This is a genomic window from Amycolatopsis sp. cmx-11-51, assembly GCF_047608665.1.
Lineage (GTDB): Bacteria > Actinomycetota > Actinomycetes > Mycobacteriales > Pseudonocardiaceae > Amycolatopsis.
Map to the genome: position 1 here is coordinate 115021 of NZ_JADNQO010000004.1, position 13310 is coordinate 128330.

The 13310-nt window shown below is 68.9% G+C and carries 13 protein-coding genes; 7 read left to right on the forward strand and 6 right to left on the reverse strand.

The window, feature by feature from the left end:
* Positions 1-86: 86 nt before the first annotated feature.
* Positions 87-1280, reverse strand: a complete 1194-nt coding sequence (locus ACM6LU_RS17055; RefSeq protein WP_414939142.1) for an MFS transporter — start codon at positions 1278-1280, stop codon at positions 87-89.
* Positions 1281-1395: 115 nt separating this feature from the next.
* On the opposite strand from ACM6LU_RS17055, the gene ACM6LU_RS17060 reads away from it, so the two are divergent.
* From ACM6LU_RS17060 to ACM6LU_RS17080, 5 genes are all read left to right on the forward strand, one after another.
* Positions 1396-2388 carry a helical backbone metal receptor gene (locus tag ACM6LU_RS17060; RefSeq protein WP_414938690.1) on the forward strand — a complete coding sequence of 331 codons (993 nt, stop codon included), beginning with the start codon at positions 1396-1398 and terminating at the stop codon, positions 2386-2388.
* Complete coding sequence (locus ACM6LU_RS17065) at positions 2381-3409, forward strand: FecCD family ABC transporter permease (protein ID WP_414938691.1); 1029 nt, start codon at positions 2381-2383, stop codon at positions 3407-3409. Before ACM6LU_RS17060 ends, ACM6LU_RS17065 begins: the two co-directional genes overlap by 8 nt.
* The gene (locus ACM6LU_RS17070) at positions 3406-4197 is read left to right on the forward strand and encodes an ABC transporter ATP-binding protein (RefSeq protein WP_414938692.1); all 792 of its coding nucleotides are present in this window, start codon (positions 3406-3408) and stop codon (positions 4195-4197) included. The genes ACM6LU_RS17065 and ACM6LU_RS17070 overlap by 4 nt, the downstream gene beginning before the upstream one ends.
* A gap of 91 nt (positions 4198-4288) precedes the next feature.
* Positions 4289-4834, forward strand: a complete 546-nt coding sequence (locus ACM6LU_RS17075; RefSeq protein ID WP_414938693.1) for a hypothetical protein — start codon at positions 4289-4291, stop codon at positions 4832-4834.
* A gap of 114 nt (positions 4835-4948) precedes the next feature.
* Complete coding sequence (locus tag ACM6LU_RS17080) at positions 4949-6346, forward strand: PepSY-associated TM helix domain-containing protein (protein WP_414938694.1); 1398 nt, start codon at positions 4949-4951, stop codon at positions 6344-6346.
* Here ACM6LU_RS17080 and ACM6LU_RS17085 read toward each other — a convergent pair.
* Entirely contained in the window at positions 6336-7184 is an 849-nt protein-coding gene (locus ACM6LU_RS17085) for an SDR family NAD(P)-dependent oxidoreductase (protein WP_414938695.1), read from the reverse strand. The genes ACM6LU_RS17080 and ACM6LU_RS17085 overlap by 11 nt on opposite strands.
* Positions 7185-7267: 83 nt before the next feature.
* On the opposite strand from ACM6LU_RS17085, the gene ACM6LU_RS17090 reads away from it, so the two are divergent.
* The gene (locus ACM6LU_RS17090) at positions 7268-7843 is read left to right on the forward strand and encodes a TetR/AcrR family transcriptional regulator (protein WP_414938696.1); all 576 of its coding nucleotides are present in this window, start codon (positions 7268-7270) and stop codon (positions 7841-7843) included.
* A gap of 326 nt (positions 7844-8169) precedes the next feature.
* Complete coding sequence (locus ACM6LU_RS17095) at positions 8170-9366, forward strand: DUF222 domain-containing protein (RefSeq protein WP_414939143.1); 1197 nt, start codon at positions 8170-8172, stop codon at positions 9364-9366.
* A 354-nt stretch (positions 9367-9720) separates the two neighbouring features.
* On the opposite strand, the gene ACM6LU_RS17100 is transcribed toward ACM6LU_RS17095, so the two are convergent.
* From ACM6LU_RS17100 to ACM6LU_RS17115, 4 genes are read right to left on the reverse strand one after another with little or no spacing between them, the layout of a single operon-like run.
* The gene (locus tag ACM6LU_RS17100) at positions 9721-10161 is read right to left on the reverse strand and encodes a hypothetical protein (RefSeq protein WP_414938697.1); all 441 of its coding nucleotides are present in this window, start codon (positions 10159-10161) and stop codon (positions 9721-9723) included.
* Between the two features lie 10 nt (positions 10162-10171).
* A complete protein-coding gene (locus tag ACM6LU_RS17105) occupies positions 10172-11146 on the reverse strand; it encodes a methyltransferase (RefSeq protein WP_414938698.1) in 975 nt (324 codons plus the stop codon).
* A 44-nt stretch (positions 11147-11190) separates the two neighbouring features.
* Entirely contained in the window at positions 11191-12366 is a 1176-nt protein-coding gene (locus ACM6LU_RS17110) for a 4-hydroxybenzoate 3-monooxygenase (protein WP_414938699.1), read from the reverse strand.
* A gap of 32 nt (positions 12367-12398) precedes the next feature.
* Complete coding sequence (locus ACM6LU_RS17115) at positions 12399-13172, reverse strand: IclR family transcriptional regulator (protein WP_414938700.1); 774 nt, start codon at positions 13170-13172, stop codon at positions 12399-12401.
* Positions 13173-13310 lie beyond the last annotated feature (138 nt).

A 13310-nucleotide genomic window follows, 5' to 3' on the forward strand; every position in this document is an offset into this window, starting at 1 on the left:
CAATCGTCAATACCGTACTTTTGAGGGGTAGGGCAAAGGGTACGCCACAACTTCTCACAGAGTGAGGAAGTGCCCGAGCGCAAAACTCAGACGTTCTTGACCGGTGCGGTTGCGTGGAAGTCGCGCGAAGAAGGAACGAGCGCGGCGGCGGCCGGAGCGGCGAAGCAGATGACGGTGCACACCGCCAGCACCGGTACCGCGCCGAACTGGCCGATCGCGGGTGCGATGAGCGCCAGCCCGGCGGGCGCCAGGCCGTAGGAGAACAGGAAGTCCAAAGAGGACACTCGAGCGAGCTTTCCCGGTTCGACCTCCCGCTGGGTCGCGGTGAACCACGGGACGTTGAACAGTTCGATGCCCAGTCCGGCGACGGCGTAGGCCGCGATGACGAAGGCCGGGTGCACCGGGAACAGCAGGCTCAGTGGCGCGAAGCCGTAGCAGCCGAGTCCGATCAGCGCCGCCCAGCCCTGCCGCCGAGGGCGCCGGCGCGCGATGACGACGGCACCCGCGAGCGCGCCGAGTGTGTACGCGGTCAGTCCGACGGCCAGGACGGCTTCGGTGTCGTAACGGTCGCGGCTGACCATCGGCAGCACGACGCCGGTGGCGGAGTAGCCGGTTGCGATCACGGCGGTGAGTGCCCCGAGTCCGGCCAGGAACCACGGGTGACGGCGAGCTTCGCGGAGCCCTTCGGCGAACTCGCCGAAGAAGCGGGTCTTGGCGGTCGGCGACGGCGCGAAGGTGCCTCCCGGCGGGATCAGCGCCGCGCCCAGCCAGAGCACGCCGGTGCCGATGACGAGGACCGACGTGGAGGCGAACTGCGACAGCAGGGCGGTGAGACCGGGCGCGACCAGCGTCGTGACCCGGACGGCCAGGGTCATCGCGGCGTTGGCCTGCTGGCGCTGGTCCTCGGCGATCACCTCGGCGGTCAGCGCCTGGAACGCCGGGCGGCACGCGCCCTGGCCGATGCCGACGACGGTGGCCGCGACGGCCATCAGCAGGACGGATCGGCCCATCCCGACCGCGATCAGGGGAGTGGCGAGACCGGCGATGAGTCCTGCCCAGAGCACGACCTGGCGGCGTGAGTGCCGATCGGCGAGTACTCCTGCCACCGGGACGGCCACGAGGAATCCCGCGGTGCGCGCGGCCAGCACGATGCCCAGGTCCACGGCTGAAAGTGACCGTTCGAGCACGGCCAGCCCGAGGATGAACGGCAGCGCCCAGGTCGCCAGCCCGGAGGTCGTGTTCCCGGTCCAGAGCCGTCCGAACGACAGGCTGCGGAACACCGGGGTCCGTGTCTGCGCGGTGTCGTCGGTCACGGGGTCTCGCACCTCAACTCACTTGAAATCGGTAATCGTTATCGGTAAGCCTATCGGGTGACACTCGAGGGCTGGAGGATCCATGGCATTTCCCGTACGGCTGGCGACCGCGTCCGTCGTCATGGCGCTGGTCGCGGGCTGCGCCACCGGCACATCTGATCAGGGTGCGCCTGGCGCCGCCGCACCGGGCGCGATCGAAAGCTGCGGCAAGCGGTCGTCGTTCGCCGCCCCACCGCAGCGCGTCGTCGCCTTGGACCAGTCTTCGACCGAGACCCTGCTCGCGTTGGGCGCGGGCGGCAAGATGGTCGGGACGGCCAATCTGAAGACCAAGGTGTCGCCGGAGCACGCCGCGGAGTACGCGAAGATCCCGGTGCTCTCGCCCAAGGTTCTCACCGCCGAACCGCTGCGCGCGGCGAATCCGGACTTCGTGACGGCCTCCTTCAAGGAGCTCTTCACCGCGGACCGCGCGGGCACCCGTGACGAACTGGCGGCCCTCGGCGTCCCCACCTATGTCAGCGCGGTCAACTGCCCGTACGGCAAGGCCGACGCGTTCGAGCGGTTGTTCCGCGACTACGAGAACCTCGGCAAGGCACTGGGCGTCGCCGATCGCGCCGGTGAGCTGGCCACCGCTCAACGGGCGTTGCTCGCCGAGGCCCGTCAGAAGGCCGCGAAACGACCGCAGGGCCTCAAGGTCGTGTGGGTCTACTCGGTGTTCAAGGACGTCCCGTATGTCGCCGGGCGCACCGGGATGCCGAGCGAGATGAGCCGGATCTCCGGTGTCACCAACGTTTTCGACGACATCGACCAGGAATGGCCGGAGGTCTCGTGGGAGGCGATCGCCGACCGTGCCCCCGACGTCGTCGTGATCGGCGACCTCTCCGAACGCGGCAACCCCGGCGACACCGCCGACGAGAAGCTCGCGATGATGCGCGCGCATCCGGTGCTCTCGCAGCTGCCGGCGGTACGCGACGGCAAGGTCGTCAAGCTGCCGGGGATCGAACTCGACGCCTCCGTGCGGACGGTCAACGCCTTGCGTGCCTTCGGTTCCGGGCTCGACACCCTCGGTCATGGCTGAACCGGCGAGAGTCCGGAGCCGAGGGCTCCTGGTCTCCGGCTGGCTGCTCCTGCTGATCGTGTCGCTGGTCGTCGCGACGCGCGCCGGGCTGGGAAGCGGGATCGGCTGGGCGGAACTCGGCCGGGCCGCCGGTGTGCGGCTCGGTCTTCCCGTCCAGCCGTTGCCGCGGCTGGCCGATTCGCTGATCTGGGATCTCCGGGTGCCGAGGGTGCTGCTGGCGGCGTTGGTCGGTGCGGTGCTGGCGGTGTGCGGCGCGGCCCTGCAGAGCGTCACCCGTAACGCGCTCGCGGATCCCTATCTGCTGGGCGTCTCCTCCGGTGCGTCCACCGGCGCCGTCGTCGTGGTCGTCCTCGGCTTCGCCGGTTCCCAGCTCGGTGTCACCGGCGGCGCGTTCGCGGGCGCGCTGATCTCGTTCGGGCTGCTGATGCTCCTGTTGCGGCGCCGGGGCGTCGACTCGATGCGGATCGTGCTCACCGGTGTCGTGATCGCCGAACTGTTCGCCGCGCTGACGTCGCTGGTGATCATGTCCTCCGGTGACGCGGACAGCACGAGGGCCTTGGCCCACTGGCTTCTCGGTTCGCTGGCGCCCGCCCGGTGGCAATCGGTCGCCGTCTGCGCCGTCGCCGCCGCGATCGGGCTGCTGGTGATCTGGTCCTGTTCGGCGGCGCTGGACGGATTCGCCTTCGGCTCGGACACCGCCGCGTCCTTGGGGATCGACGTCCGCACGACCCGGACCGTGCTGCTGGTCACGACTTCCCTGCTGACCGCGGTCGCGGTGGCGGCGGTGGGCGCCATCGGCTTCGTCGGGTTGATCGTCCCGCACGGCGTGCGGTTCCTGACCGGGCCGTCGCACCGGTTGCTCCTGCCGCTTTCGGCGGTGGCCGGGGCGGTGTTCCTGGTGTGGACCGACGCGGTGGCGCGGGTGCTGTTCGCGCCACTGGAGGTGCCGGTCGGCGTGTTCACCGCGCTGGTCGGCGTTCCACTGTTCCTGCTGGTACTGCGCGGACGGGGAGAACTGTGAGGATCGAAGCCCGCGGGGTGGACTGGGGCGTCCCCGGCAAGAGGATCGTGCGCGAGGTGGACCTCGTGGTCGAGCCGGGGGAGACCGTCGGCATGATCGGGCCGAACGGCTCCGGCAAGTCGTCGCTGTTGCGCTGCCTCGCGGGGTTGCGGGCTCCGACGGCGGGCTCGGTCCACTACGACGGTGTCGACATCTCCACCTGGCCGGTGCGGACGAGAGCGCGGCACGCGGCCTTCGTCGAGCAGAGCGCCGAGACCGAGAGCGATCTGTGCGTCGCCGAGGTCGCGATGCTCGGCCGCACGGCCTACCGCTCCCGATGGCGGGCGCCGGACGCGACGGACCGGGCGATCGTCATGGCGGCGCTGGACCGCCTCGACCTCGGAACGCTGGCCGACCGGCCGTGGAAACAGCTCTCCGGCGGCGAGCGCCAGCGCGCCCATCTCGCACGGGCGCTGGCGCAACGTCCGTCGGCGCTGCTGTTCGACGAGCCGACCAACCATCTCGACATCCGGCATCAGCTGGAGCTGATGGACCTCGTCGCCGGAACTGAGCAGACCGTCGTGATCGTCCTGCACGACCTCACGCTGGCCGCGCGATACTGCGATCGTCTGGTCTTGCTGCGGGACGGAACGATCGTGGCGGACGGCCCGGCCGGGGACGTCCTCACCGAGTCCTCGCTGCGGGAAGTGTTCGAAGTGGACGCCGAAATCGGCCGTGACCAGGACGGATACTTGTCCGTCCGCTACCTCGGCGCGAGCAGGAAGGATAACGAACGGATAACGCCGTGATCCGCGGCCGACCTCGAACCGTAGTACCCGATATGCCCCGGGCGTCATCGATACGCGACAGCGGGCCCGGTCGCGTTCTACTCTGCCACCCGTGCGCGTGCTGACCCCGACCCGAGGCCCGGCCCGGCGCCTCCGGGGCGGTGCCGTGGGGGTGCTGACCGGCAGCCTGGCGACCGGTGCCCACCTCGGCGCCAGCGGGCGGATCCCCGATCTTGGCGTGGTCGTGCTGCTCGTCGCCCTGCTGAGCTGGGTGGCTTACGCGCTCGCCGGGCATCAACGCGGTCCGCTCGCCATCCTCGGCTTGGTGGGCGGCGGGCAGTTGGCGATGCACGCCTCCCTCACCTTCCTGGTCTGGGAGTCGCACTCCCCGCACGCCGAAATCCCGGACAACGGTCTGCTCATGACCGCCGGGCACGCCGCCGCGACCCTCGTGGTGGTCGCGGTGCTGGCCGGCGCCGAGCGTGTGCTGTTCGCCCTCATGACGCTGATCGCCTCGGTCCTCCCGCGCCGCCTGACGCCGTGGCCCGCGACAGCGCCGCTGCGGATCCACGTCCCACTCGCGGTGAAGCACCCCGCGACCGAGGCACTTCTGCGGGACGTCCTTTCCCGGCGCGGTCCACCGGTGTTGTTCGCCTGATCCTCGAAACCCTGCCGAGACCCGTGTCGCGGCAGGGCTCAGCACGTGCGCCGTGACCACTTCCGGCGTACGGCGCAGGCGCACGTCTCCCCACCGACGCCTCAGGAGTTCCCCATGGCAACCCAAATCGAACCGGCCACGAGCCCGCCGCGCGCGTCCGCCTGGCGCGGACTGTTCCTCCGGCTCCACTTCTACGCCGGCGTCCTCGTCGGTCCTTTCGTCCTCATCGCCGCGCTCACCGGTGTCCTTTACGCGGCGACTCCGCAAATGGAGTCGTGGGTCTACTCCGACCAGTTGCGGGCACCCGTCGGGCTGAACCAGGTCTCGCTCGCCGACCAGGTCAAGGCGGCGCAGGCGGCCAACCCCGGCGGTGACCTGGTCGCCATCCGCCCCGCCCCCGAGCCGGGCGACACGACCCGCGTGCTGTTCGCCGAGGAAGGGCTCGGCGAGTCCGAACGACGAGCGGTCTTCGTCGACCCCGCCACCGCGCAGGTGCGCGGGGACCTCGTCGCGTATGGCTCGAGTGGCTCCCTGCCACTCCGGACCACCCTCGACCAGTTGCACCGCAACCTGCTGCTCGGTGAACCGGGCCGGCTCTACAGCGAACTCGCCGCGTCCTGGCTGTGGGTGGTCGCGCTGGGCGGCCTCGTGCTGTGGGTGAGCCGCCGTCGTGCCCGCCGGACCGAAAAGGCCGCGAAAACGGAGTCCCCACGCGGAAAATCCGTCCGCAGGCACGGATCTGTCGGCCTGTGGGTGCTGCTCGGCGCACTGTTCCTGTCCGCGACAGGGCTGACGTGGTCGACGTACGCGGGCGAGAACGTCTCCGCGCTGCGTGAATCCCTCGGCTGGGCGACCCCGGCGTTGAAGGTGACGGGCACCGACGAGCACGCTGGTCACTCCGGGCACGGGGAAGCGCCCGCGGCGCCTGCCCCCGTCCGGCCCGAGAGCGTGGACGCGATGCTGGCCTCCGCCCGCGCCGCCGGAATCGACGCGGCTTCGGTCGAGATCGGGCTGCCCACCGAACCCGGATCTCCTTGGCAGGTGGCGGAAGTCGAACGCGGCTGGCCGACGCAGGTCGACGCCGTCGCGGTCGACGGCACCACCGGGCAGATCCTCGGCGAGGTGCGGTTCGCCGACTACCCGCTAATGGCCAAGCTCGCCCGCTGGGGAATCGACGCGCATATGGGCGTGCTCTTCGGCTGGCCGAACCAGATCTTGCTGCTCCTGCTCGGCGCAGGTCTGGTCACGCTGGTCGTGCTCGGCTACCGGATGTGGTGGCGGCGCAGGCCGACCAGGGCCACCGGGCTGACGTTCGGACGGCCCATCCCGCGCGGACAGTGGCGGAAGGCGCCGCCCGCTCTGGTGGCGGGGCTCGTCGTCCTCGCCGCCGCGATCGGCTGGTTCCTGCCGTTGTTCGGCATCAGCCTGCTGGCGTTCCTGGTGATCGACCTGCTGCTGGGCCTCCGGCCCGGCCGTCGGTCCAAATCGGACTCCGCCGACGTCACCGTGTGACCTCGACGCCGATGAGACCAACGCTCGCCGCCCACAACCGGGCGGCGAGCGCGGTGTCGGCCAGCTTCCCGCGCACCGGCTCCAGCCGTGGCTCCCCGCGCAGGCCGAATACCCGGGGGCCGAACATCTCACCGCCGCGCACGTCCGGGTCGAGAACCGCGCGGACGGCGGGCCAAGCCCCGGCTTCCTTGCCGTGCAACAGAAGTCCGGCGGGAAACTTCCGGCCGCTCGGCGCCGCGTGCACCGGCCTCGGCGGTGTCAGGGAGTCGAGCGCACCACCGGGATGGTTGACGACGCTTAGCGCCGTGCTCCCGGCCGCGCGCTTGGGCTGGTAGTCCCGCTTGCTCTGGAGGTCGTCCAGGTCGAGTTTCGCGGACTTGCCCACGAAGCTGCCCGTGGTGACGACGCGACCGGCCTCCGCCGCTTCGAGCAGCGGCATGAGGTGGTGGACCAGGACGAAATGCCCGAGATGGTTGGTGGCGAACGTCAGTTCGTGGCCATCGGCGGTCTCGCGCCTCGGTTGATTTTCCAAGAGCACGCCGGCGTTGCAGACGACGGCGTCGAGCCGCTCGATCTCCAGGGTGTCCACGGAGGACTTGAGGGACGCAAGGTCGGAGAGATCGAGCCGCAGGTGCCCGAGGCTCGTGTCCGGGACCCGGGATCGGATCGACGTCATCGCGGCGGCGGCCTTGGCGGCGTTTCGGCTGCCGAGGAGCACGGTGGCACCGGAACCGGCGAGCTGTTCGGCGGTGAAGTAGCCGATACCCGCGTTGCCGCCGGTGACCAGGAAGGTCTTGCCTTCGGCACGCGGTGGATGGCGAACGCCCCAAGAGGTCATGGCGGGCTCCAGGGCAAAGTCGAACTCACTCCGAATATACATACATTTCGCGTTCGGACTTCATCCGATGGACCGTGGGTGGCATGACACAGACCGAGCCGGGCAGGCGCGAACGCAAGAAGGCGGCGACCCGCCTGGCCCTGTCGGTGGCGGCGCGGGACCTGTTCCTGGAACGGGGCTTCGACAACGTCACCGTCGCGGAGATCGCCGACGCCGCGGACACCGCGGTGTCCACGTTGTTCGCGCATTTCCCCGGCGGCAAGGAGGCGCTGGTCCTCGGCCACGGGCGTGCGCGCGAAGAGTCGCTGGCCGCCGCAGTGCGTGACCGCGCCGAGGACGTCTCGATCCTGCAGGCTTTGCGGGACTTTCTCGCGACCCGTGGCCCGTTCGACCCGGATCCCGATCCGCTGTCGCGCCGCGTCGCGGATCTGGTGGTCGCCACCCCGGCACTGCGCGCTTACGCGAGGACACTCTGGACCGGTTGCGAGGACGCGCTCACAAAGGTCATCGCCGAGCAGTCCGGCCAGGACGATTTCTCCGTGCGGTTGCTGGCCCGCTATGTCCTGGAGATTCCGGACCTGGTCGGTGTCGAACCCGATCCCGGCGCCGCGCTGGACGCCGCGTTCACCTTTCTGCGGCGGGGTTGGCCGGAGTTCTGAGCCGAGATGAAGGGTCTGCTGCCGCGGTCCGGTCATCGCCGGCCGTCGGATGCCGGACCAGGTGCGGCCTCATGGACCATGGGCGGCACGATACGACACGGCATCGAACTGCAGAGCCCGGACCGGCACGGCAGATCCATGACGAGTTCGACGAACTCGGCCGACCCGCCGGATTCGTTCAAACAAAGCCCCGCCGAACGATGGCGCGGCACACGCGAAACTAACGAATCGGCGGACCAGGGTTGTGCCCGATTCTTGTCGGTGGTCGGTTGTAGGTTCTTTTCGTGGCTACTTCTGGGGCCGAACTCTTGGCCGTTCTCGAGGAGATGACCGATCCCGATCGTTTGGAGGAGATCAATGCTTTAGTGAGTTCTTTGGATGACAAGGAATCCATGCTTGTCGCGAAGAAAGTTAGTGTCGCTCTCGCGCGTCTTGAGGCAGTGCGGTTTCGGGCTTTGTCGCGGTTGAGTGAGGTGCGCGGCGGGGTGCGGAGCATGGTGCAAGAGGTGGCGATGGATCTGCACCTTGTGGACGGTTTCGCGGGTTCTCTCGTGGCGACCGGTGTAGCTTTGACGTCGCGGTTACCGAGGACGTTGTCGTTGATGGACAAGGGAAAGATCGACGGTCACTCCGCCATCAAGGTGTCCGAGGCGACGGCCTGGCTGTCCGATGAGGACTCACTTGTCGCGGATGCGGCGCTGGAGTCGAGGTTGCCGGAGAAGAACAGCGGCCAGGTTCGCAAAGCGGCGAGCTACGCGGCGATGAGAGCTGATCGAGCCGGCGCCGACCGGAAGGCGACCGAATGCAGGGAAGGACGTCGGTTGTCCATGGCACAAGGTGAGGCCGGAGTCGCTTCGATCGAGGTGGTGGACGGCCCGGTGGAGAAGGTCACCGCCGCCTATCAGCGGATCAATCGTGAGGCTCGAGCACTTCGGAACCAGGGAGATTCGCGGACGATGGATCAGCTTCGGGCTGACATCGCCCTGGACCTGCTTCTGGGTGGACAGGGCGGTGTCTCGGAACGCACCGAGGTGTTCCTGTACATGGACCTCTCCACGTATCTGGGCTTGAACCATGATCCCGTGAAGATGGCAGGGCACGGCCACCTCCCCGCCTCGCTGGCACGCCAGATCGCCGCGGGACCGAACACCGTGCTCCGGCGCATCATCACCGACCCTCTCAGCGGCCAGGTCCAAGACTTGGGCAGAACCCGGTATCGCCCCGACGCGGCGACAGCCGAATTCGTCCGCGTGCGGGACCGTGAGTGCCGAAGAGCCGGCTGCAACCGGGCCGCCCATGCCTGCGAACTCGACCACTCGATTCCGTGGCAGTTCCAGGGCGAGACGAACGTGGCCGACCTGGTCACCTACTGCCCCCGTGATCACCGGTTGAAAGACGAACCCGGCTGGATCTATCACCTCGACCCCGATGGCACCTTGAAGATCACCACCCCGACCGGACAGATCCACACCAGCACGCCGCCGCCACTGCACGACCCACGGCCGGAACCGCCGCCGTTCTGACTCGTTGCCGCGAAACGGCGACGAGTTGTTTGTGGTCGTGTCGAGCTGTTCCCGTGTGGCGGCCAGACTGGCTTGTCTCGTGCTCGGTGGTGGGGTGTCGCCGCAGAATGGCAACGACCACGGCTGGCGGCCTGACCTAAGCTGCTCGCCTGCTGGGTTCCCCTGGGGCCGTTCCCGCAGAACGGCAACGCCAGGTGCCTGGGTGTTCTGTGCTCGGCGGCATGGTGCTGTCGCGGAATGGTGACGGCCGCGGGTGGCCGCCTGATCAACGCTTGTCGGTCGCTGGGTTCGTCCTTGATGGTTGCTACGAAACGGCAACGTGTGCAGGGCTCGTTCCGGCAGCTGAACAGGAATCTATGACGTGACCTCTCGGACGGTCGCCCGGGTGTTCTTCGGCTTGCCGAGTTCGTTGCCGTAGAACGGCAACACCAGGCACCTGGCAGTCGCGCGCTCGGCGGCACGGCGTTGCCGCGAAATGGTGACAACCACGGCTGTCGCTCGACCATGCTGCCGCATGCTGATCCGCCTGGGCCCGTTGCCGCAGAACGGCAACGTGTGCGCGGGGCTCGTTTCGGCAGCTGAACAGACTTCTATGACGTGATCACTCGGACGGTCGCCAATGATCTCCGGCTTGCCGAGTCCGTCGCCGCAGAGCGGCAACACCCGGAACCTGACTGTCCTGCACTCGGCGGCAAGCCGTTGCCACGAAATGGCGACAGCCGGGGCTGTCACCTGACCAAACTGCCGCATGCCGATCCGCTCAGGTTCGCCGCAGAACGGCGACATCCTGCTCAAGCCGCAAGTGCTAGCCCACTTCCCGAGCGACCCGGAACTCCACCGCCGTCCGTTCCTCCGAAACCAGCCGTGAGCCCTGCAGGGTCAGTCCGCATTCGGCCCCCAGTTTCGCCAGTTCGTCGATCGTCCGTTCGCGGCCGGCGTAGCACATCAGCATGAACAGGTCGGTCGCTGTGTCGGCGCCGCGTTCCCGGACCAGTTCGATCACCACGACGGTGCCGTTCGGTGCGGCGGCGCGGCGGCAGGCGGTCAGGATTTCGCGGGCGTGTGCGTCGTCCCAGTCGTGCAGGATGTCGGACAGGAGGTAGGCATCGGAGCCTGCGGGCAGCGGGTCGAAGAAGCTGCCGGTGAAGGTGCCCGCGCGGTCGCCGAGGCCTGCTTCGGCGAATCTGGCTGTGGCGGCGGCTGTCGCGGGGGCCAGGTCCAGGACCTGGCCCCGGACCGCGGGGTTCGCCCGCAGGATCGCCTCGAGGATGGTGCCATCGCCGCCGCCGACGTCGACGATGTCCTGAAAACGGCTCCAGTCGAACCGTTCGGCGACTTGCGGGGCCTCTCGTTCGATGCGCCAGGTCATCAGGTGGTCGAACGAACGCCGCAGCGCCGGGTCGGCTTCGACGTCGGACCAGAAGTCGCGCCCGTAGCGTTCGGTGTAGGCGGGCTTTCCGGTGGTGATCGTGCCGAGCAGGTCCACGAAAGCGAGTTCCGCGCGCCCGCCGGCGGCGTTGATGTCGAGCAGGGGCCCGACGTCGCGGATCTGGGCGCCGAGGCTCGTCGGGCTGTAACGACCGGTTTCCGTGTCGAGGGCGAAGACGCCGACCGAGACCAGATGGTCGAGCAGGCATTTCAACGGGCCGGTGGAGGTCCCGGTTTCGGAAGCGAGGTGCTCGGCCGTTCCCTCGCGCTCGGCCAGGCCGAGGGTCGCTGCCACGCGGATGGCCATGGGGGTGGCCAGACCTGCCAGGTCCAGAATCGAGGATTCGTCCATCGTCCGAGGCTAGCCAGGCGCCCTCGAAATCCGGACCAGACGAGTCAAAAACCGATGGGCAGCCCCGCGTAGTTCTCCGCCAGCCCCGCCCGGCCCGCCTCGCTCCGCGCCAGCCAGCGTAACTGCGAAAGCTGCAACTGCCGGTCGAACGGATCACCCGATTGGTGCAGCATCGTCGTCATCCACCACGAGAAATGCGTACACCGCCAAACCCGGCGCAGTGCGTCGTCGGAGTAGGCGTCGGCGAGCGCGGAGTTCTTGTCCCGCACCAAAGCGGCCAGCGCGGGGGCGAGGAGGGCGACGTCGGCCACGGCGAGGTTGAGGCCTTTGGCGCCGGTCGGCGGCACGATATGGGCGGCGTCACCGGCGAGGAAAAGGCGGCCGTGCCGCATCGGTTGCTGTACAAAACTGCGCATGGGCAGCACGCTTTTGTCGATGATCGGCCCGGGGGTGAGCGTCCAGCCGTTCTGACCGTGGCCGAGCCGGGCCGCGAGCGCCTCCCAGATCCGCTCGTCGGACCACGTGCCGATATCGGTGCCGTTGGGCACCTGGAGATACAGCCTGCTGACGGTGGCCGAACGCATCGAATGCATGGCGAAACCGTCGGGATGCCAGGCGTAGATGAGCTCGTCGGTCGACGGGGCGACGTCGGCGAGGACGCCGAGCCACGAGTACGGGTAGGTGCGCTCCCAAGTCTGCTTCGCGGCGTCGGGAATCGCGGTGCGGCAGGGCCCGAAGGAACCGTCGCAGCCGACGACGACGTCGGCGTCCAGCCGCTGAGGTGTGCCGTCCAGGGCAGTGAAGGTGACGTAGGGCTTGTCGGTCTCGATGTCGTGTACGGCAGTGTCGCTGACTTCGTAGTGGATCTGCTGCCCCGCAGCCGCTCGCGCCTTGCCGAGGTCCTTGGTCACCTCGGTCTGGCCGTACACGGTGACGCTTCGCCCGACCAGATCGACGAAATCGAGATGGTGCCGTTCCTCCGGCCACTGCAGGTAGATGCCGCGATGCTCGTCACCCTCGCGGTCGAGCCGGTCGGCGAGCCCGACCCCGCGCAGGAGGTCCACTGTGGACTGTTCGAGGATGCCCGCCCGGATCCGCGCCTCGACGTACTCGCGCGAGCGGGTCTCCACGATCACCGATTCGACGCCCGCCAGATCGAGTAGCTGCGACAAGAGCATTCCGGCGGGGCCGGCGCCGACGATGGCGACTGGGGTTCGCATGACCGGAGTCTGGTCGCGAGGCAGGCGAACTCCTAGCGTTTGCTTTCACTCAGTGAAACTCGCAGGCTTCGGCCGATTCCGGCGGCCGCCACCTGCAGTGCGGAGACCAGCCGTGCCCTGCCGCGGCTTAGATCCGGGACGACCAGGCCGAGTGCCGCCACGACGTTCCCGGTGGCGGACGGCCGGATCGGGACGGCGACCGAGCAGGCGCCTCGGCTCATCTCCTCGACGGTCTGCGCGTAACCCTCCCGGCGGACGCGCCGCAACTGCTCGCGCAGCCGTCCGGGCTGCGTGATGGTGTACGGCGTGACGCGGGTCAGCGAGGCGAGCACCTGCCGCTGGACATCCTCCGGAGCCCACGCCAGCAGGACCTTCCCGACCCCGGTGGCGTGCAGCGGCAGCCGCCCGCCGATCCGGCTGACCACCGGCACCGACGCGTTCCCGGAAAGCCGGTCGAGGTAGAGCACCTGGCCACCGTCGCGCTCGCCGAGGTGCACGGTCGCCCCGGTCGCGCCGTAGAGATCCTGCAGGAAGGGGGCCGCGACCTGCCGCAGTTCGAACTGGACGGGGGCGAGCAGGCCGAGATCCCAAAGCAGCCTGCCGACGGCGTAGCGATCCTCGCGTCGCTCCAGCGCGCCCAGTCCCACGAGTTCGCGGGCGAGCCGGTGCGCGGTGGGCAGCGGCAGGTCCGCGCGGTTCGCGAGTGCGGTCAGCGGCAGCTCCCGGTGGTCGACGTCGAAGGCGCCGAGCAGCGCGAACGCCCGCGACGTGACGCTGGCGCCCGGCGTGGAAAGATTCCCGGACATCCGGGCATTCTCTCACTGAGTGGAATCAGGGGCAGCGAGACAAGGCCGGCGACGAGCTAGTCTGGGCAGGGTGCGCGAGACGAACTGGGCGGGAAATCAGACCTTCACCGCGGAACGGATACTTCGCCCTCGCACGGT

Coding starts and splice junctions, on each gene's coding strand:
- ACM6LU_RS17060 (WP_414938690.1), top strand. CDS start 1,396: ATGGCATTTCCCGTACGGCTGGCGACCGCGTCCGTCGTCATGGCGCTG.
- ACM6LU_RS17065 (WP_414938691.1), top strand. CDS start 2,381: ATGGCTGAACCGGCGAGAGTCCGGAGCCGAGGGCTCCTGGTCTCCGGC.
- ACM6LU_RS17080 (WP_414938694.1), top strand. CDS start 4,949: ATGGCAACCCAAATCGAACCGGCCACGAGCCCGCCGCGCGCGTCCGCC.
- ACM6LU_RS17085 (WP_414938695.1), bottom strand. CDS start 7,184: ATGACCTCTTGGGGCGTTCGCCATCCACCGCGTGCCGAAGGCAAGACC.
- ACM6LU_RS17090 (WP_414938696.1), top strand. CDS start 7,268: ATGACACAGACCGAGCCGGGCAGGCGCGAACGCAAGAAGGCGGCGACC.
- ACM6LU_RS17095 (WP_414939143.1), top strand. CDS start 8,170: ATGACCGATCCCGATCGTTTGGAGGAGATCAATGCTTTAGTGAGTTCT.
- ACM6LU_RS17105 (WP_414938698.1), bottom strand. CDS start 11,146: ATGGACGAATCCTCGATTCTGGACCTGGCAGGTCTGGCCACCCCCATG.
- ACM6LU_RS17110 (WP_414938699.1), bottom strand. CDS start 12,366: ATGCGAACCCCAGTCGCCATCGTCGGCGCCGGCCCCGCCGGAATGCTC.
- ACM6LU_RS17115 (WP_414938700.1), bottom strand. CDS start 13,172: ATGTCCGGGAATCTTTCCACGCCGGGCGCCAGCGTCACGTCGCGGGCG.